Origin of the sequence: Pelagovum pacificum (genome assembly GCF_016134045.1) — a bacterium.
GTDB lineage: Bacteria > Pseudomonadota > Alphaproteobacteria > Rhodobacterales > Rhodobacteraceae > Oceanicola > Oceanicola pacificus_A.
In genome coordinates, this window is the sequence record NZ_CP065915.1 from 312,783 (window position 1) to 330,860 (window position 18,078).

The window sequence follows — 18,078 nt, forward strand, 5'->3', positions numbered from 1 at the left end:
CCCGAAGCGCAGGATAGGCTTGCAGGTCAGCTTGCGGCAATGGGCTGCGACATGATTGCGCCAACAGTACCCTCGCACCCTGTCGCCAAACGATGCGAGGCGGTATGTTGGTGAAGTCTGCCCGTTTGATGGAGGAGCGGCCTTTGCGAATCCTGCTGACCGTTATGCTGGCGATTCTCGCGCTCCCTGCCGCCGCGCAGGGGCGCTGGAGCTATGTCGCTGACGACGACACCGGTCGCCGCGCCGCTGTAACCTGTCCTTACGGGGAAATTTCGGCGGGGGGTTACTTCTGCCTCGAGATCGGGTGCGACGCGGACGGCGTCGTGGATTTCCTCATCCGGCTGACGGAGGCCGAGGTCCAGCCGACGGTGGAGGGGGTCTGGACCGTGGATCGCCGCGAAGCCGGAACGCTGTCGCTTGATCCGGTGGAAGATATTCCGAACAACTACACCGCCCCGTTTGACGCGGCGCGCGACAGCGATCTGCTGGCGCGGATGCGCGGCGGGACGGATGCGTCCTTCACCATACTGAACCGGCCCGTGCGGGCGAACCGGCCATTCTCCCTCGCCGGGTCGAGTGCCGCCCTGTCCACTGCGCTCACCGCCTGTGAAGAGGCTGCCCTCGCCGCACCGGACGAGGAAGAGGCGGAGCCAGAGCGCGCTGCGCCGCCGGTCACGGCCGACAGCGAGGCGGCGCCGTCGGCCCCGACCGACGAGGCGGAGGAAGACGCGTCGCTACCCGACCCGGACGCACCGATCGTCGTCACCGCGGCGCCTGCGGCGGACGGTGGTCCGGGTGTCGGCGTGAATGAGGAAGGGGAAATCGTCGATCCCGTCGCGCTGGTGCTCGAGGAGATCGACGCCGCCTGCCTCGACCACGGCGGGACCTTCGTCGAGGTGCAGGAGCATTTCGCGAAAGAGGGCGACTTCGACCGCGACGGCGTCAAGGACATCGAAGTCAGCTATGCCGCCGCCGTCTGCGATGCGGCGGCCGACCTCTATTGCGATCGGCTTGCCTGCCGGACGGACATCTACCGGGGGCTTGGCGACGGCACCTACGAGCAGGTGTTCAGTGACGACTATATCGAGTCATCGGTGCTTCAGACCGTCATCATGACCTTCGAGAAGGACCCGGAGTCCTGCGAGGGGACCGATCCCTGCTTCGCCAGCTATCTCTGGGACGATGGGGAGCTGGTCCTGCTAGAGTAGGATGGGGGTCTTCCCCCATCCGTCCTAGCTGTAATGGTCGACCGGGGTGCCGGCGACGGCGGACATGTTCAGCAGACCCCGGGCCGTGATCGACGGCGTCACGATGTGTGCCCGGTTGCCCATGCCCATGAGGATCGGCCCGACCTCCAGCCCGCCACCCTTCATCTTGAGGATGTTGCGAACGCCCGATGCGGCATCGGCATTGGCGAAGATCAGGACGTTGGCCGCGCCGGTCATCCGGTTCTCGGGCAGGATGCGCCCGCGCAGTTCGGGGTCGAGCGCGGCGTCGATGTTCATCTCGCCCTCGTAGCAGAAGTCACGCGGGATAGTGTCGAGCACCTCCATCGCGGCCCGCATCCGACGACCGGTCTCGTGGTCGAGGTTGCCGAACTGGCTGTGCGAGCAGAGCGCGATGTTCGGAGACAGGCCGAACCGGCGCACGTGACGCGCGGCGCCGATGGCCGTCTGTGCGATCTGTTCGGGCGTGGGGTCGGCATGGATCTGGGTGTCGGCAATGAACAGTGGCCCGTCCTCGAGGATCATCATCGAGAGCGCACCGACCGGACTCCGTCCTCCGGTGCCGAGCACCTGCGTCACGTAGTTCAGGTGCCACAGGTACTGACCGAAAGTGCCGCAGATCAGGCTGTCGCCTTCCTCGCGATGCACCATCACCGCGCCGATGGCGGTGGTGTTGGTGCGCATGATCGCCTTGGCGAGGTCGGGTGTGACACCCTTGCGGGACATCAGTTCGAAATAGGTACCCCAGTAATCCCGGTAGCGCGGGTCGTTCTCGGGGTTCACGATCTGGAAGTCGCGGTCGGGCCGGATCGTCAAGCCGAGCCGCTCGCACCGGGTCGCGATGACCTCGGGACGGCCGATCAGGATGGGCTGCTCCGGCGTTTCCTCGAGTATGGCCTGCGCGGTGCGGAGCACGCGCTCGTCCTCGCCCTCCGCGAAGACGATGCGACGGGCGGCGGTCGAGGCCGCCTCGAACACCGGGCGCATGAGAAGGGCGGACTTGAAGACCGACCCGTCTAGCGTGCGCTTGTAAGCCTCGAAATCCTCGATCGGGCGCTTCGCGACACCGGTCTCGACAGCGGCCTTCGCGACGGCGGTCGCCACGACACCCATGAGGCGGGGGTCGAACGGCTTCGGGATCAGATAGTCGCGCCCGAAGGTCAACTGCTCACCGTGGTAAGCGGCGGCAGCCTCGGCGCTGGTCGTCGCGCGAGCGAGCGCGGCGATCCCCTCGATGCAGGCGATCTGCATCTCGTCGTTGATCTCCGTCGCGCCGACGTCGAGGGCGCCGCGGAAGATGAAGGGGAAGCAGAGGACGTTGTTGACCTGGTTCGGGAAGTCGCTGCGCCCGGTCGCGATGATCGCTTCCGGCGCAACGTCGCGGGCGACGTCGGGCATGACTTCCGGGTTCGGGTTGGCAAGCGCGAAGATGATCGGGCGCTCGGCCATCTTGGCGACCATCTCGGGCTTCAGGACGTTCGGGCCGGACAGGCCGAGGAACAGGTCCGCGCCCTCGATCACATCGTCGAGGGTCTTCGCTTCGGTCCCTTGGGCGTACTCCGCCTTCTGCGGCGTCATCTCCGTCTCGCGGCCTTCATGGACCAGCCCGGCGATGTCGCACAGCCAGACGTTCTCGCGTTTCACGCCGAGTTTCAGCAGCATGTTCAGGCAGGCGATGCCCGCCGCGCCGCCGCCGGTGGAAACCACCTTGATATCCTCGAACGACTTGCCGGCGACACGCAGGGCGTTGGTCGCCGCGGCGCCGACGACGATGGCGGTGCCGTGCTGATCGTCGTGAAAGACGGGGATGTTCATCCGCTCACGACAGATCTTTTCGACGACGAAACAGTCGGGAGCCTTGATGTCCTCGAGATTGATGGCGCCGAAGGACGGCTCGAGCGCGCAGACGATGTCGGCAAGCTTTTCCGGGTCGCTCTCACTCACTTCGATATCGAAGCAATCGATGCTGGCGAACTTCTTGAAGAGGACGGCCTTGCCCTCCATCACCGGCTTCGAGGCGAGGGCGCCGATGTTGCCGAGGCCAAGCACAGCCGTGCCGTTGCTGACGACGGCGACCAGGTTTCCGCGCGCCGTGTAATCGCGCGCCGTCTCGGGGTCCGCCTTGATTTCTAGGCAGGCCTCGGCGACGCCGGGCGAATAGGCGCGGGCGAGGTCGCGACCGTTGGCGAGGGGTTTCGTCGCCCTGATCTCGAGCTTGCCGGGCTTCGGCAGCCGGTGGTAGTCCAGCGCCGCCTGCCGCAGGGTGTCCTTGGTTGTGTCGCTCATCCCGCCCTCCCGAAAATGGTTTAATATTAAACCATCATCCTGTGCCGTGCCTGCATTTCCATAAGCACGGGAGGCGCAACTTGCAAATGAACTTGTGCCGACAGGCGCGCGGTCAGCGGCGTTGACGGCTACTCGCCGAGCACTTCCTGCAACGCCGCAATCCGCTTTTGCGCCTGCATCTGTGTCAGGTTGGCATCCATCGGCTCACCGGCCCGGTCGCAGAGGTCGCGCAACTGGGCAGCCTGCTCCTCGGTCATGGGCGCATCGTCGTCCAGATTGTTGTCCGGGGTCAGTTCGTCGGAGAGCGGTTTGACGGGTGGTATCATGGCTTCCTCCATGGGGTTTGAACGATAACCTCCGCGGCGTCGCCCTGTTCCCGGCTCTTGCATCCCTGTACGCCCCGGCACAGTCTGTCCAAAATTCGAGGGAGACCCCCAGATGTCCCTGGTCGATGATGCCCGCGCCGTGCGCGAGAACGCTCATGTCCCATACTCCGGCTTCAAGGTCGGCGCCGCCATCCGGGCTGCGTCCGGTACGGTCTACAAGGGCTGCAACGTAGAGAACGTCGCCTATCCCGAAGGCACCTGTGCCGAAGCCGGTGCCATTGCCGCGATGGTCGCGGGCGGTGACCTCCAGATCGCGGAAATCGCCGTGATCGCCGACAGCCCCAAGCCCGTTTCGCCCTGCGGCGGCTGCCGCCAGAAGCTCGCGGAGTTCGGCGCGCCGGACACCCGCGTCACGCTCGCCACGATGGACGGGGAGGAGATGTCGACCACGGTCGGCGAGCTGCTCCCCGGCGTCTTCGACAAAGATTACATGAGCCGCGTCTGAATGGACGCCCGCACGATCATCCGGAAGCTCCGGGAGGCCGAGACCCCGGACGCCGAAGAGCTGACATGGTTCGCCGAAGGTCTCGCCAACGGGCAGGTCAGCGACGCGCAGGCCGGCGCCTTCGCGATGGCGGTCTGCCTCAACGGCATGACGGATCCCGGTCGTGTCGGCCTCACGCTAGCGATGCGCGACAGCGGCGACGTGCTGGAGTGGGGCCTGCCGGGCCCGGTGCTCGACAAGCATTCGACGGGCGGCGTCGGCGACTGCGTGTCGCTTCTGCTCGCCCCCGCGCTGGCGGCGTGCGGGGTCTACGTGCCGATGATCTCGGGGCGCGGCCTCGGCCATACGGGCGGCACGCTCGACAAGATGGAGTCGATCCCCGGCCTCTCGACGCAAGTGGATGGCGACATGCTCCGCCGCATCACATCGAAAGCGGGCTGTGCGATTGTCGGTGCCACGGGCCGGATCGCGCCGGCGGACAAGCGGCTTTATGCGGTCCGTGACGTCACCGCGACGGTCGAGAGCATCGACCTCATCACCGCGTCGATCCTGTCGAAGAAGCTCGCCGCCGGGCTGGAGGGGCTTGTTCTCGACGTTAAGGTCGGGTCCGGCGCCTTCATGAAGACCCCGGCGGAGGCGCAGTCGCTGGCCTCTTCCCTCGTCGATACCGCGAACGGCGCGGGCTGCCCGACGGCGGCGCTCGTCACCGACATGAGCCAGCCGCTCGCCCCCGCCCTTGGCAACGCCTTGGAAGTTGCGGTGGTGATGGAGCTTCTGTCCGGGAACAAGGCTGCGGGGCCGAGCCTGCATGATCTGACGGTCGCGCTGGGCGGAAGGCTGCTCGCGCTGGCCGGGCAGGCTGAAGGCGAGGCCGAGGAAATGATCGAGAACGCGATCTCTTCCGGCGGCGCGATGGAGCGGTTCGCCCGCATGGTGTCCGAACTCGGCGGCCCGCCGGACATGGATTCCGACTGGCGCACCCATCTGCCCGCCGCGCCGGTGATCGGCGACGTGCCCGCCCCAACCACAGGGCATGTCGCCGCGATCGACGGAGAAGCGCTTGGCCTCGCAGTCGTCGCGCTTGGCGGCGGACGGCAAGTGGAGAGCGACCGGATCGACCCCTCCGTCGGCCTGTCGGAGTTCATCCGCCTCGGCGCGCCTGTCGAGCGTGGCCAGCCGATCTGCACCCTCCACGCCCGCGACGAGGAGACGGCGGAGCGTGCCGCGCGCGCCGTCCTCGCCGCCGTCACCATCGCCGACGCCCCGGAACTGCCGCCGCTCGTCCACCAGAGGATCGACCCGTGACCCGTGCCTTTCTCATCGTGATCGACTCCGTCGGCATCGGCGGCGCGCCGGACGCCGCGAAGTTCTTCAACGGCAAGACCCCCGACACGGGCGCAAATACCGTGGGCCACATCGCCGAGGCCGTGGGCCTAGAGGTTCCGACACTGGAGAACCTGGGCCTCGGCGCGGCCGTCAAGCTCGCGTCAGGCATCGACGATTGCGAGATGCGGCTGACGGGGCAGGGCGCGTGGGGCGCGGCAACGGAAGTCAGTCCGGGCAAGGACACGCCCTCCGGTCATTGGGAACTCGCCGGCGTGCCGGTGCCGTGGGACTGGGGCTATTTCCCCGACAAGAAGAAGTCGTTCCCGAAGTCGATCATCAAGGAGGTGAGCCGCGCCGCCGGGTCCGACGGCATACTCGGCAACTGCCACGCTTCAGGAACCGAGATCATCGAGGAGCTTGGCCAGAAGCATATCGAGACCGGCAAGCCCATCTGCTACACGTCCGCCGACAGCGTGTTCCAGGTGGCGGCCCACGAAGAGCACTTCGGTCTCGAGAAGCTGCTGAAGCTCTGCAAGGACATCGCACCGACGCTGCATGGCATGAAGATCGGGCGAGTGATCGCCCGTCCGTTCGTCGGAGAGCCGGGCAGCTTCACCCGCACGCAGAACCGCAAGGACTTTGCCATCGAGCCGCCGGAGCCGACGCTCTGCGACTGGGTGTTCGACGCGGGCCGACCGGTCCACGCGGTCGGCAAGATCGGCGACATCTTCTCCATGCGCGGGATCACCGACGTGGCGAAGGGTGACGACCGGACCCTGATGGGACACGTCGACCGTCTGCTGGACGAGGCGGAGGACGGCTCGCTCACCTTCGTGAACCTCGTGGAGTTCGACAGCGTCTACGGCCACCGCCGGAACGTCGAGGGCTATCGCGATCACCTCGAATGGTTCGACGCCACGCTGGCCCCCCTGCTCGAGAAGGCGCGCGACGGCGACCTGATCGTCGTGACGGCCGACCACGGCAACGATCCGACGTGGGTGGGCACGGATCACACGCGTGAGCGGGTTCCCGTGCTCTGCCACGGGGTTGGCCGCAAGGAGCTCGGGCTCGTCGCCTTCGTCGATGTGGCGGCGTCCGTCGCCGCGCATCTCGGCGTGCCGTCGCAGGGGCCGGGGCGGTCTTTCCTGTGACGGGCGGATTCCGGTCGGCGGACCGGACTGCTATGTAGGATCGAGACAAATCAGGAGACAGCCCGGATGAGCTGGAAAGACTACCCCAAGGCCGAGCTTCACCTGCACCTCGAGGGCGGCGCGCCGCCGGCTTTCATCCGGGGCCTCGCGTCCGAGAAGCACGTCGACATTTCGAAGATCTTCACCGAGCAGGGCACCTACGCTTACCACGGCTTCGACCATTTCCTCGAAGTCTACGAGGCGGCCTGCACCGTCCTTCAGGGCCCCGAAGACTTCCATCGCCTGACCCTCGCCGTGCTGGAGGAAAGCGCTGCGAACGGTGTTGTCTACTCCGAGACCTTCCTGTCGCCGGATTTCTGCGGTGGCGGCGACCTTGCCGCGTGGCGCGATTACCTGGCCGCGATCGAGTCCGCCGCTGACGAGGCTGAGGCGAAGTTCGGCATCACCCTGCGCGGCATCGTGACCTGCATTCGCCACTTCGGCCCCGACAAGGCGAAGGCACCCGCAATCTGCGCGGCCGAGACCAAGGGGCGGTTCATTACCGGCTTCGGCATGGCAGGAGCGGAGATGGTCGGGCGGCCCGGCGACTATTCGTGGGCCTTCGACGCAGCGAGGGAGGCGGGGCTCGGTATCACCTGCCACGCGGGCGAATGGGGCGGGCCGGACATGATTGCCGACACGCTTCGCGATCTTCGGCCGTCTCGCATCGGGCACGGGGTTTCGGCGATCCGCGACCTCGCGTTGGTCGATCAGCTGGCGGAAGACGGCGTGACTCTCGAGGTCTGTCCAGGCTCCAACGTCTTTCTCGGCGCGGCTGGGATCAAGGTCGGTGACTGGCACGCTCATCCGATCGAGAAGCTGCGCGCACGTGAAGTGAAGGTCACGATCTCCACCGACGACCCGCCGTTCTTCGGCACGACCATGACGAAAGAGTTCGAGATGCTGGAGAAGACCTTCGGCTGGAACGAGGACGACTTCGCCGAACTGAACCGCAACGCCCTTGATGCCGCCTTCTGCGACGCCGCCACGAAAGAGGCTGTCGCCAAGAAACTGGAGCCAGCCGCATGACCGAACCCACGCCCCACCTCACCGTCGTCGATCACCCGCTGGTGCAGCACAAGCTGACGCTGATGCGCGACAAGACGACGTCGACCAACAGTTTTCGCCGGCTGCTGCGCGAGATCAGCCACCTGCTCGCCTACGAGATCACGCGCAACCTGCCGATGACGACGAAGACCATCGACACGCCGCTCGAGCCGATGGAAGCGCCGGTGATCGAGGGCAAGAAGCTGGCGCTGGTCTCAATTCTGCGGGCCGGGAACGGTCTGCTGGACGGGGTGCTGGAGCTGGTGCCCGCCGCGCGGGTCGGGTTCATTGGGCTCTACCGCGACGAGGAGACCCTGAAGCCTGTGCAGTACTACTGCAAATTGCCCGACAACCTGCAGGACCGTCTGGTGATCGCCGTGGACCCGATGCTCGCAACTGGAAACAGTTCGGCTGCTGCAATTGATTTGTTGAAGCAATCGGGTGCGACCAATATCCGCTTTCTCTGCCTTCTCGCGGCGCCCGAAGGGATCGAGCGGATGAAGGCTGCGCACCCGGATGTCCCAATAGTTACAGCGTCTGTGGATAACTACCTCAATGACCATGGATATATTGTACCCGGGCTAGGTGATGCGGGAGACCGCATGTTCGGCACGAAATAGAGGGCCGATCCCTTTACAAGAAACAATGCCTGATCCAAAGTGCCATAAATCACTTTGGGAGCTAAAATGGCCAGAAGTCGTTTCGTAATTGCAGCCGCGATCGCGATGATTGCTGGCGTTGCAGCGGCTCAGACGTCCCGCACGCCGAGCCCGCCAGCGGAGCTGCCCTCCGAAAACTACGCCGGCTCCCAATATGTGGACAGCCGCGGTTGTGTGTATATCCGCGCCGGCATCTCCGGTGCCGTGACCTGGGTGCCGCGCGTGACCCGCGCTCGCGAGCAGCTGTGCGGCTTCAATCCGACTGGCAGCGACGGACCGACGCGCTCCGCGCAGGCGACGCAGCCGCGTGAGGTTCCCAATCCGCTCGAAGTCGGTGCCGCCGCACTCGGCCAGGACGTCGCCGAAATGCGCACGCCCGCGCCGCAGCCGCAGCGGGTTGCCGCGCCCGCGCAGCCTCAGCCTGCCGCCCGAGCCAGTGCCCCTGCGGAGCCGCAGCCACGCGTGATTTCGCTTCCGCAGCAGCCGCGCGGTGTCGTCAACCCGCTGACCGGTGCTCCGGTGGCGACGGCTCCTGCGCCGTCCGCTCCGGTGGTTCGGGCCAGCGCCCCGGCGCCGAGCGCCGCCGACGAGGACCTCATCACTGGTCCGACCCGGATGTCCCGGTCCGCGGCTTGTGCCCTGATCGCCCGCACCGGTCAGCAGCTTCTCGACCAGGCGACGGGTGAGCCGGTGGCCTGTGGCGGCCGACGCCCGGCGGCCCCAGCGCCGACCTACGCCAGCTATGCCCAGCCCGACGCACCGACGTTCGGCCGGACCGTGATGCCCGCGGCCCCGGCGACGTACGCCGCGACCACGAGCCAGGAAATCACTGCTCCTGCCGGTGCAAGCGCCCCGGCGCAGGCCGGCGTCGCGGTCGCAAGCGTCGGTTGCGGCAACGTCAGCGCCGTGGCGCAGCAATACATCAACACCTCCCGCAACGTCCGCTGCGGTCCTCAAGCCCAACCGATCTTCGGCGGCAATGGCTACGCGGCGGCGACGGTATCGACACGGAACACGATCCCGGCGTCGAATGCCAATGCGGTGACGATCTCCACCTCGAATTACCAGGCGCGCACTTATCTCTCGACGTCGAACTACGAGCCGATCACGCCCCCGTCCGGGTACGAGCGGGTCTGGGACGACGGACGCGTCAATCCGAGCCGTGGCCTGACCGGAGTGACCGCCTACGTGTCCAGCAGCAACGTCAGCGGTGCCCCGGTCTATTCCAACCCGCGTCCGACGGGGGGCTACGCCATGGTCGGCGGAACGGGCTACGTCCCGCTGACCCGCTAAGCGACGGGTCAGGGGCCGCAGATCTGCTGTAGCCCCACCCAGTCCGCATCTCTCAGGACAGGGGCGCCCTCGGCGGCCGTTTCCGCCGAAACAAGACCCGTCACGTCCCCGCCATCTTCGCTCAAGGCACGGGCGAAGGGGGCGACGGGCACCTCGGCCTCCTCGAAATAGGGCAGGAGGACGTCGGCCGGTGGTGTTGGCGGCGGTGCAGCAAGCAGCGCCTGCGATGGTCCGGCGAGGTTCTCCGCCGGAAACTCGCCCGTCGTGAAGAGCCGGAAGGTGGTCCCGAGGCCGGCGTCGGTCAGCACACCTTCGAGCGGGTCGCGCACCCGAACCTGAGCCATCGCCGACAGCAGGTAACCCGCCAGGACCGCCGGATCCTCTTCGTTCTCGATCAGGCCCCGGCCGACCGCGATGATGCCGCCGGGCAGGTAGATCGACCGCAGTTCATCCGATGGCAGCACGACGATCTGTGCGTTGCTGTCCGCGCCGAGCACCCGCGATTTCAGTCGAGCCAGCGCCTCGGTCGCGGTGGGCGAGCGGCAGGAAGGACCGGTGATCCGCTGCATGTGACCAAGCACCATTGCCCCGATTTCCGTCCGTTTCGCTGGGGGCACCACGGCGAGCGTCTGTGTCACCATTGCCCCCGGCAGCCAGAAGACGCCAAGCGCCACGACGGAGGCGATCGACAAGCCAACCCCGAACAGGCGAAGCCGGCCGGGACGGGGCCGCGACCGTGCGATCGTGCGCCTGATCTTGTCGAGCGCGGCGATCATGTCGGGTTCGGCGACCTCGAGAGTCTCGAGCCCTTCCAGGTCGGGGCCGTAGAGGGCAGGTGTCTCGTGTCCGTTGAGGCGTTCGATGGCGGGCAGGGACCAGTGCGTCAGGGCGCGCCCCTGCGAGTCCGAGATGACGAGGGTGGCGTCGCCAAATGCGACGATCACGTCCCGGCGCTGCGAGTCCGGGTCCGGCCGCCAGAGCCCGGTGCTCTCCAGCCGGGCATATTGCGTCAATGCCGTCATCGGGGCGGGGCCTGCTCTGCCTCTCCTTTGGCATTGCAGGATAGGGCAGGTCGCAACGGAAGGATAGGCCCAACACAGCCAGAACGCGAACAGGCCGCCCGGTGAGGGGCGGCCCGTCGCAGATCCGTCGCCGTCTGGATCAGGCGTACTTCTTCAGCGCGTCGGCAAGGTCGGTCTTCTCCCAGGAGAAGCCGCCGTCCGAGTCCGGCTGGCGGCCGAAGTGGCCGTAGGCCGCGGTGCGCTGGTAGATCGGCCGGTTGAGCTGCAGGTGCTCGCGAATGCCGCGCGGGGTGAGGTCCATCGCCTGCGGGATGGCCTGCTCGATCGCGACGTCGTCCACCTTGCCGGTGCCATGGGTGTCGACGTAGATCGACAGCGGCTTGGCGATCCCGATCGCGTAGGACAGCTGAATGGTGCAGCGGTTGGCAAGGCCGGCGGCCACGACGTTCTTGGCGAGGTAGCGGGCGGCGTAGGCAGCCGAGCGATCGACCTTGGTCGGGTCCTTGCCGGAGAACGCGCCGCCACCGTGAGGGGCCGCGCCGCCGTAGGTGTCGACGATGATCTTGCGGCCAGTGAGACCGGCGTCGCCGTCCGGGCCGCCGATCACGAACGTCCCGGTCGGGTTCACCCACCATTCCGTATCCTCGGTGAGCCAGCCTTCGGGCAGCTCCTCGCGGATGTACGGCTCCACGATGGCGCGGATATCGTCGCTCGACTGGTCGATGCTCTCGTGCTGGGTGGACAGGACGATTGAGGTGACCTCGACCGGCTTGCCGTCCTCGTAGCGCATCGTCAGCTGGCTCTTGGCGTCGGGGCGCAGGGTCGGCTCGGTGCCGTTCTTGCGCACCTCGGCGAGGCGACGGAGGATCGCGTGGGAATACTGGATCGGGGCCGGCATGAGGTCGGGCGTCTCGTCGACCGCGTAGCCGAACATGATGCCCTGGTCGCCCGCGCCGTCACGGTCCACGCCTTGGCTGATATGGGCGGACTGCTCGTGCAGGAAGTTCAGGACGTGACAGGTGTTCCAGTGGAACTTGTCCTGCTCGTAGCCGATGTCCTTGATGCAGTCGCGGGCGATCTGCCCGATGTTGCCCATGAAGGTCTTCAGCCGCTCCTGGTCGGACAGTCCGACCTCGCCGCCGATGACGACCATACCGGTCGTCGCGAACGTCTCGCAGGCCACCCGGGCTGTTTCCTCCTCTGACAGGAAGGCGTCCAGAACCGCATCGGAAATGCGGTCGCAGACCTTGTCGGGATGCCCCTCCGAGACGGACTCGGACGTGAAGACATAGTCGGATCTTGCCATGAAAAGTGCTCCATTGGTGTCTGACCGCCACGCCAGGAAGCCGTTGTGGCGGCGGATGTCTCTCCCGGTTACGGCTCGGGAGACTCCGCGTCAACGCGATTTCGCCGGGCATGGTGAAGGCCGAGAGCCAGCGTGGCAAGGATGACGCCGATCGCCAGCCAGTCCGCGAAGCGGTCGAACGGGGTCGCCGGAAGCGCCTCGGGAAGTGGCACGTCGAGGAAGCCCGCCTCGCCGAGCGGCAGGCTCTCGATCAGGTTGCCATGCGGGTCGATCATCGCGCTGACACCGGTGTTGGCCACGCGGATCATCGGCAGGCCCATCTCGATCGCCCTGAGGCGCGCCTGCGCGACGTGCTGGTAGGGGCCAGAGAATTTGCCGAACCACGCATCGTTGGTGATGAGCAGCAGCACACGGGGTCGGGTCTCGGTCGCATTGACCTCCTCGGCGAAGATGCCCTCGTAGCAGATCAGCGGCAGCGCGGGGCCGATGCCGGGCAGCACGACCTGACTTCCCGCGACACCGGAGGAGAAGCCGCCCCCCTCGTTGGCGGCGAGACCGTGAATGCCGACCTTCGCAAGCAGGTCAGCGAACGGCACATACTCTCCGAACGGGACAAGATGCGCCTTGTCGTAGACCTGTCCGACCTCCCCCTCCGCGTTCAGGAGCGCGAGCGCGTTGAAGTAGCGTGGATGTTCGTAGCGCTGAATGCCGAAAACGACCGGGATGCCGGCGGCGGCATCGGCCATGACCTCGATCGCGCCCGGCGCGGTTTCGAGGAAGTAGGGCACCGCCGTCTCCGGCCAGACGACGAGGTCGGGTCGCGGCTCCGCTTCGGTGTAGGTGAGCTGGCGTTCGAAGAAGGTGCCCGACTTCATCGGGTCCCACTTCTCGTCCTGCGGGGCGTTCGGCTGTACAAGCCGCACGATTGGCGCATTGGCCGGCGTTTCGGGGATCGGGACGAGGGTCGTTCGAAGCCAGCCCGCACCGATCAGAAGCACCGTCAGCGCGACGCCTGCGGCGAAGCCGGGCAGGGGGCGGCGCAGCGCGACCGGCAACGCGGCGACCAGCAGCGCGAGGATGGTCAGCAGGTGCGGACCTCCGAGCGCGGCCAGCTGCGCGACCGGGGTCCCGATCCAGATGTGCCCGATCAGCGCCCAGGGAAAACCCGTCAGGATCAGCGACCGCGTCAGTTCGGCCAGCGACAGCGTCGCGGCAAGCCCGAATGGCCCGAGCCTGAAGGCCGCCGCCCCCGCCGCGCCCCAGAACAGCGCGAGTCCGCCAGCCATGAACACGACGGCGAAAGGTGCCATCCAGCCGTCGCGCGCGGCGTCGACCATGAAGGGCTCCACCAGCCAGTTCAGCGAAGCGAGGAAGTAGCCTGTGCCTACCCACCAGAGCGCTGCCGCCATCGACCGGCGGGTCGGGCGGGACTGCGCGAGGTGTATGATGAAGGCGAGCGCGACAAGCGATACGGGCCAGAGGCCGAACGGCGCCTGGCCGAGCGACGCAGCGGCACCGCCCAGAAGGGCGAGCCACCAGCGATAGCGCAGCCGCCCGACCGAGCGGGGCGCGTCATTCATCCGTCACGGGCACTCTTACGCGAAGACGCTTGATACGCCGGGGGTCCGCCTCGATCACCTCGAACTCCGGTCCCATCGGATGCTGCACGACTTCACCGCGGGCGGGCACGTGACCGGCGAGCATGAAGACGAGGCCACCGAGCGTGTCGATTTCCTCTTCGTCGATCTCTTCGTGCTCGGTGAGGTTCATGCCGATCGCGGCCTCGAACTCCTCCAGCGGCATCTTGGCGCGCGCGACGTAGACGCCGGGCTTTTCGCGCGACCACATGCGGGCCTCTTCGACATCATGCTCGTCCTCGATGTCGCCGACGACCTGCTCGAGCAGGTCCTCGATCGTGACGAGGCCATCCGTGCCGCCGTACTCGTCGATCACCAGGGCCATGTGGATCCGGTCCGCCTGCATCTTCTGCAGAAGGACGCCAAGCGACATGGATGGCGGGACGTAGAGCAGGGGACGCAGGATCGTGCGAATGTCGAAATCGTGCCCGTTGCCGTTGAAGCCGTGCTTCAGCGCGAAGTCCTTGAGGTTCACCAGCCCCACAGGGGTGTCCAGCGTGCCCTCGAAGACGGGCAGGCGCGTGAGACCGCTGTCTCGGAACAGCTTCACAAGCTCATCCTTGTCGGCGGTCACCGGGACCGCGACGATGTCCGCCTGCGGAATCGAGACATCCTCGACCGTGAGGCGGCGCAGGTTGGCCATGCCGAGGATGGGTGGCGCGACAGGGTGCGGTGACAACCCGTTCACCAATGGCGTCGCTTCGTCTCCGGGCGCCAGCGCCTCGAAGATCCTCGTGAAAAAACCTTTGCCCGAAGTGTTGTCCGGACTGTCGGCTGAGTCGTCATCCGGCGCGCCTTGCGCAGCCTGTTGCGACCCCTCAGTCGTATCTCCCATTGTCTCCTACCAGGATGCGGACGCGAACCGATTCCGCGCACGCTTCGTTTTCAAGTCCCATATGGGTTCGGCAAACCCAATTTGCCAAGTATCTCTACCTCAAGTCCTTCCATAAGGTCGGCATCGAGGTCACGCACGTGATCGTAGCCCAATAAATGTAACGTACCATGAATGAGCAGGTGCAAAACATGGTCCTGCAAGGGTTTTTCCGCGTCTCGGGCTTCTTGTTCGCAGGTTTCGTAGGCAATTGCGATGTCCCCCAGCTCCGGATCGGCGGGATCCGGAGCAAGCGGCGTTTCGCCGGCGGCGAAGGCTGCGCGCTCTTCGGAAGGCCATGACAGCACGTTCGTCGCGCGATCCTTGCCTCTGAATTCACCATTCAAACCGGCGATCCGGGCGTCGTCGCAGGCGAGGATGCTGATCCCCCAGACCGTCGGCTCGAGACCCAGCCGATCCAGCGTCGCCTCTGTCGCCCGCTCCGCGAGGACCCCGAGGCCGAGCGCCTCCCACCGGTCGTCTTCCAGCACCACGTCGACTGTCATGTTGGATGTCCTCGCTCGCGTTTGCAGGGCGGAGAGCTACCCCCCGGCGGTTCTGCTCACAAGTGCTCTATAAAACTTAGCTCATGTCCTAAGTTTTTGCTTGCCAAGTCTTGCGAGGCGCGAATAGTTAGGCATATGGCTAAACATGATCCATCCCTCGACCTCGTTTTCACCGCGCTCGGCGATCCCACCCGGCGCGCGATCCTCGCTCAACTCGCGGCGGGTCCGGCCTCCGTGTCCGATCTCGCGGAGCCTTTCGAGATGGCGATGCCTTCTCTCATGGGGCATCTCAAACGGCTGGAGGCGGCGGGCCTCGTCACCTCGACGAAGGACGGGCGCGTGCGGACCTGCGCGTTGGCGCCCGACGGCTACGGCCCTGCGCGCGACTGGCTGGACGAGCAACGCCGGCTGTGGAGCGACCGGCTCGATCGGTTCGACAGTTTCGTCACGCAACTCGCCAAGGAACAAGACAGATGATCGAGACACCGGAATCCTCATGCGACCTGTCCTTCAGTCGCACATTGGCCGCCCCGCGGGACCTTGTCTGGGCCTGCTGGTCGGATCCCGAACTGCTGAAGCAATGGTTCGTGCCCAAGCCGCACGTCATCGAACATGCTGAGATCGACCTGCGGACGGGAGGGGCGTTCCACACCCGGATGAATGTCGACGGGCAAATCAACGATCTTCCCGGCGTCGTCCTGGAGGTGAAGCACACCCGGCGTCTCGTCTTCACCGACGCTTTCCGGCCGGGCTGGGTGATGAATCCGGAGCCGTTCATGACAGCGATCCTGGAATTCTCCGACGTGCCCGGGGGAACGAAGTACGACGTTCTGGTCCGCCATCCCAACCCGGAGGTGAAGGCCCGGCACGATGCGATGGGCTTCTTCGACGGTTGGGGCATCGTCGCGGGCCAGCTTGGCGACCACGCCTCGAGCCTGCAGGGCGCCAAGCCGGATCGCGAAATCACGTCGACCCGCCGCATCGCCGCGCCGCCGGCGCTGGTCTGGAAAGCATGGACCGATCCGGAGCTGATCGGGAGCTGGTGGGGCCCGGACGGCTATCATTGCGAAACGGAAAGCATCGAACCCGGCCCCGGAGGCCACTGGAAGTTCACCATGGTTGGCGAGGGGCAGCGCTTTCCGAACCTGCACGAGTATGGCGAGATGGACCCCGAGAAGCGCCTGACCTATCGGCTCAGTGGCTTTGACGACATGCGCCATCATGCCGACGTCGTGGTGGACTTCCGTCCCGAAGGCGAGGGGACGCGCGTTACGATGCGCATGACCTTCGTCGACATGAAGACGGAAGACGCCCTGAAGTTCGGCGCGCTCGAGAAGGGCTACGAGACGCTCGGCTCCCTCGAACAACTCGCGCGGACGCTCTGATTGGTACGGAAGGCGCGTCGAAGCGCCTTCCGGCTCAGCTCTTGGCCTCGTCCGCGTCGTAGGCCTCGATGATTGCGGCGACCAGCGGGTGACGCACGACGTCCTTCGAGGTGAAGTAGTTGAAGCTGATCTTCGGGATGTGACCCAGCAACCGTTCCGCGTCTGCAAGACCGGAGGACACGCCGCGCGGCAGGTCGACCTGGCTGCGGTCACCGGTGATGACCATGCGGCTCCCCTCGCCGAGACGGGTGAGGAACATCTTCATCTGCATGGTCGTCGCGTTCTGCGCCTCGTCCAGCACGACGAACGCCCGGCTCAACGTGCGACCCCGCATGAAGGCGAGCGGCGCGATTTCGATCTGTTTCTCCTCCATCAGCTTCGCGGCCTGCTTGCCGGGGAGGAAGTCGTTCAGCGCGTCGTAGAGCGGCTGCATGTAGGGATCGACCTTGTCCTTCATGTCACCCGGCAGGAAGCCGAGTCGCTCACCCGCCTCGACGGCGGGGCGGGACAGGATGATCTTGTCGACCTTGCCCTGGATGAACATGTTCACTCCGACCGCGACGGCAAGATAGGTCTTGCCGGTGCCGGCGGGACCGATCCCGAAGGCGAGCTCTTTTTCGTAGAGCGATTTCACATAGGCCTTCTGGGCGTCAGTGCGGGGCTCCACCATCTTCTTGCGAGTCTTGATCTCGACCCGGCCGCCCTGGAACATCTCGATCTGTTCCTCGCTCTCGGCCTGCGCCGGGTCCGGCGCCATCCGAAGCTCCCTCTCGATATCGGCCGGCTCGACGGAGCGACCGGACTCGAGCCGGGTGTAGAGCGACTGGAGAAGCTCCGCCGCCGCGGCGCGGCTGTCAGGCTCCCCAAGCAGCGAAAGCTGGTTACCGCGCCTCAGGATCTGGACGGACAGCCGGCTCTCTATGTCGGTGAGATTGCGATCATACTCTCCGCAGAGATCGATCAGCAGAAAGTTGTCTGGAAATTCCAGCACCGTCTCTTCGAGAGGCGGGGCGGCGGTCGGGGGCAGCGTGGTCGTGGCCAATCGGTACTCCTGGCTGGGGGGACCCTGTAGTGATGATTGCAACTGCGGTGGGCAGGTGCAAGCGGCGCCTCGTCATTGTCACGGACCTGAAACGAAAAAGGCCGCGACGTCGGTCGCGGCCCTCTCGGGATTGTCATCTGCCAGCCGGCGGATCAGAGCGGATCCGGGATCGGCGAGCCGGACTGGAACGGGCCAACGACCGTGGTCGGGGCGCCGACACCGGAGCAGACCGGCGTCCCGTCGGGCTGAAGCCGTTCGGACAGGTAGCCTTCGACGCCGTCGTCGATGATCCAGTGGTCACATCCGTTCGGATCAACCCAGACACCTGCCACCATGGTGGAGAGGTCGTGGCTGTTGATGCCGCGGTCGATGGACTTGTCCGGACCCGTGTCGCAGGCCGCGAGGCCAAGCGCCGCGCCGGCGAATACGAGATACTTGATACCGTTCATGT

General features: G+C 66.2%; 18 protein-coding genes and 1 riboswitch. Of the genes, 9 read left to right on the top strand and 9 right to left on the bottom strand.

All coding sequences use genetic code 11. The features are described 5' to 3' along the window. Positions 1-143: 143 nt before the first annotated feature. Positions 144-1,208 carry a hypothetical protein gene (locus tag I8N54_RS01655; protein WP_197097541.1) on the top strand — a complete coding sequence of 355 codons (1,065 nt, stop codon included), beginning with the start codon at positions 144-146 and terminating at the stop codon, positions 1,206-1,208. Between the two features lie 24 nt (positions 1,209-1,232). Here I8N54_RS01655 and I8N54_RS01660 read toward each other — a convergent pair whose 3' ends face one another. Both I8N54_RS01660 and I8N54_RS01665 read right to left on the bottom strand, forming a co-directional pair. Further along, positions 1,233-3,512 (bottom strand): NADP-dependent malic enzyme, encoded by a 2,280-nt coding sequence (locus I8N54_RS01660; protein ID WP_140194246.1) that lies wholly within the window; start codon positions 3,510-3,512, stop codon positions 1,233-1,235. 128 nt (positions 3,513-3,640) lie between these two features. Further along, positions 3,641-3,838 carry a DUF3072 domain-containing protein gene (locus tag I8N54_RS01665; RefSeq protein WP_197097540.1) on the bottom strand — a complete coding sequence of 66 codons (198 nt, stop codon included), beginning with the start codon at positions 3,836-3,838 and terminating at the stop codon, positions 3,641-3,643. A 112-nt stretch (positions 3,839-3,950) separates the two neighbouring features. On the opposite strand from I8N54_RS01665, the gene I8N54_RS01670 reads away from it, so the two are divergent. From I8N54_RS01670 to I8N54_RS01695, 6 genes are all read left to right on the top strand, one after another. Beyond that, positions 3,951-4,343, top strand: a complete 393-nt coding sequence (locus tag I8N54_RS01670) for a cytidine deaminase (protein ID WP_140194244.1) — start codon at positions 3,951-3,953, stop codon at positions 4,341-4,343. Beyond that, on the top strand, positions 4,344-5,648 hold the full coding sequence (locus I8N54_RS01675) for a thymidine phosphorylase (RefSeq protein WP_140194243.1): 1,305 nt from the start codon (positions 4,344-4,346) through the stop codon (positions 5,646-5,648). Then, positions 5,645-6,820 (top strand): phosphopentomutase, encoded by a 1,176-nt coding sequence (locus I8N54_RS01680; RefSeq protein ID WP_140194242.1) that lies wholly within the window; start codon positions 5,645-5,647, stop codon positions 6,818-6,820. The genes I8N54_RS01675 and I8N54_RS01680 overlap by 4 nt, the downstream gene beginning before the upstream one ends. Positions 6,821-6,886: 66 nt before the next feature. Next, positions 6,887-7,888, top strand: a complete 1,002-nt coding sequence (locus tag I8N54_RS01685) for an adenosine deaminase (protein WP_140194241.1) — start codon at positions 6,887-6,889, stop codon at positions 7,886-7,888. Further along, complete coding sequence (upp, locus tag I8N54_RS01690; RefSeq protein WP_140194240.1) at positions 7,885-8,526, top strand: uracil phosphoribosyltransferase; 642 nt, start codon at positions 7,885-7,887, stop codon at positions 8,524-8,526. The genes I8N54_RS01685 and upp overlap by 4 nt, the downstream gene beginning before the upstream one ends. Before the next feature lie 66 nt (positions 8,527-8,592). Next, positions 8,593-9,858, top strand: a complete 1,266-nt coding sequence (locus I8N54_RS01695; protein ID WP_140194239.1) for a hypothetical protein — start codon at positions 8,593-8,595, stop codon at positions 9,856-9,858. Positions 9,859-9,866: 8 nt separating this feature from the next. Here the strand turns inward: I8N54_RS01695 and I8N54_RS01700 are convergent, their stop codons facing one another. The 5 genes from I8N54_RS01700 to ybeY all read right to left on the bottom strand — a co-directional run bounded on the left by I8N54_RS01700 (position 9,867) and on the right by ybeY (position 15,200). Beyond that, entirely contained in the window at positions 9,867-10,880 is a 1,014-nt protein-coding gene (locus tag I8N54_RS01700) for a hypothetical protein (protein WP_140194238.1), read from the bottom strand. A gap of 139 nt (positions 10,881-11,019) precedes the next feature. Next, positions 11,020-12,186, bottom strand: a complete 1,167-nt coding sequence (metK, locus tag I8N54_RS01705; RefSeq protein WP_140194237.1) for a methionine adenosyltransferase — start codon at positions 12,184-12,186, stop codon at positions 11,020-11,022. A gap of 6 nt (positions 12,187-12,192) precedes the next feature. Beyond that, positions 12,193-12,241: riboswitch (SAM-SAH riboswitch) on the bottom strand. 13 nt (positions 12,242-12,254) lie between these two features. Continuing rightward, entirely contained in the window at positions 12,255-13,766 is a 1,512-nt protein-coding gene (gene lnt / locus I8N54_RS01710; RefSeq protein ID WP_140194236.1) for an apolipoprotein N-acyltransferase, read from the bottom strand. Next, positions 13,759-14,658 (bottom strand): hemolysin family protein, encoded by a 900-nt coding sequence (locus tag I8N54_RS01715; protein ID WP_140194235.1) that lies wholly within the window; start codon positions 14,656-14,658, stop codon positions 13,759-13,761. The genes lnt and I8N54_RS01715 overlap by 8 nt, the downstream gene beginning before the upstream one ends. 50 nt (positions 14,659-14,708) lie before the next feature. Continuing rightward, complete coding sequence (gene ybeY / locus I8N54_RS01720; RefSeq protein ID WP_140194234.1) at positions 14,709-15,200, bottom strand: rRNA maturation RNase YbeY; 492 nt, start codon at positions 15,198-15,200, stop codon at positions 14,709-14,711. Positions 15,201-15,335: 135 nt separating this feature from the next. Between ybeY and I8N54_RS01725 the strand changes: the two genes are divergently transcribed. Together I8N54_RS01725 and I8N54_RS20320 are read left to right on the top strand one after the other, a co-directional pair. Then, positions 15,336-15,677: an ArsR/SmtB family transcription factor gene (locus I8N54_RS01725; protein ID WP_140194233.1), complete on the top strand. Its 342-nt coding sequence runs from the start codon at positions 15,336-15,338 to the stop codon at positions 15,675-15,677. Then, on the top strand, positions 15,674-16,585 hold the full coding sequence (locus tag I8N54_RS20320) for an SRPBCC domain-containing protein (protein ID WP_140194232.1): 912 nt from the start codon (positions 15,674-15,676) through the stop codon (positions 16,583-16,585). Before I8N54_RS01725 ends, I8N54_RS20320 begins: the two co-directional genes overlap by 4 nt. A 34-nt stretch (positions 16,586-16,619) precedes the next feature. Here I8N54_RS20320 and I8N54_RS01735 read toward each other — a convergent pair whose 3' ends face one another. Beyond that, positions 16,620-17,627: a PhoH family protein gene (locus I8N54_RS01735; RefSeq protein WP_140194231.1), complete on the bottom strand. Its 1,008-nt coding sequence runs from the start codon at positions 17,625-17,627 to the stop codon at positions 16,620-16,622. Between the two features lie 152 nt (positions 17,628-17,779). Next, on the bottom strand, positions 17,780-18,076 hold the full coding sequence (locus I8N54_RS01740) for a hypothetical protein (protein ID WP_140194230.1): 297 nt from the start codon (positions 18,074-18,076) through the stop codon (positions 17,780-17,782). Between the last annotated feature and the right edge of the window lie 2 nt (positions 18,077-18,078).

Bases quoted from the DNA above. Each gene is read 5' to 3' on its own strand.
- I8N54_RS01665 (WP_197097540.1), bottom strand. From the start codon at position 3,838: ATGATACCACCCGTCAAACCGCTCTCCGACGAACTGACCCCGGACAAC.
- I8N54_RS01700 (WP_140194238.1), bottom strand. From the start codon at position 10,880: ATGACGGCATTGACGCAATATGCCCGGCTGGAGAGCACCGGGCTCTGG.
- I8N54_RS01695 (WP_140194239.1), top strand. From the start codon at position 8,593: ATGGCCAGAAGTCGTTTCGTAATTGCAGCCGCGATCGCGATGATTGCT.
- metK (WP_140194237.1), bottom strand. From the start codon at position 12,186: ATGGCAAGATCCGACTATGTCTTCACGTCCGAGTCCGTCTCGGAGGGG.
- ybeY (WP_140194234.1), bottom strand. From the start codon at position 15,200: ATGACAGTCGACGTGGTGCTGGAAGACGACCGGTGGGAGGCGCTCGGC.
- I8N54_RS01675 (WP_140194243.1), top strand. From the start codon at position 4,344: ATGGACGCCCGCACGATCATCCGGAAGCTCCGGGAGGCCGAGACCCCG.
- I8N54_RS01685 (WP_140194241.1), top strand. From the start codon at position 6,887: ATGAGCTGGAAAGACTACCCCAAGGCCGAGCTTCACCTGCACCTCGAG.
- I8N54_RS01740 (WP_140194230.1), bottom strand. From the start codon at position 18,076: ATGAACGGTATCAAGTATCTCGTATTCGCCGGCGCGGCGCTTGGCCTC.
- lnt (WP_140194236.1), bottom strand. From the start codon at position 13,766: ATGAATGACGCGCCCCGCTCGGTCGGGCGGCTGCGCTATCGCTGGTGG.
- I8N54_RS20320 (WP_140194232.1), top strand. From the start codon at position 15,674: ATGATCGAGACACCGGAATCCTCATGCGACCTGTCCTTCAGTCGCACA.
- I8N54_RS01670 (WP_140194244.1), top strand. From the start codon at position 3,951: ATGTCCCTGGTCGATGATGCCCGCGCCGTGCGCGAGAACGCTCATGTC.
- I8N54_RS01660 (WP_140194246.1), bottom strand. From the start codon at position 3,512: ATGAGCGACACAACCAAGGACACCCTGCGGCAGGCGGCGCTGGACTAC.
- upp (WP_140194240.1), top strand. From the start codon at position 7,885: ATGACCGAACCCACGCCCCACCTCACCGTCGTCGATCACCCGCTGGTG.
- I8N54_RS01725 (WP_140194233.1), top strand. From the start codon at position 15,336: ATGGCTAAACATGATCCATCCCTCGACCTCGTTTTCACCGCGCTCGGC.
- I8N54_RS01715 (WP_140194235.1), bottom strand. From the start codon at position 14,658: ATGGGAGATACGACTGAGGGGTCGCAACAGGCTGCGCAAGGCGCGCCG.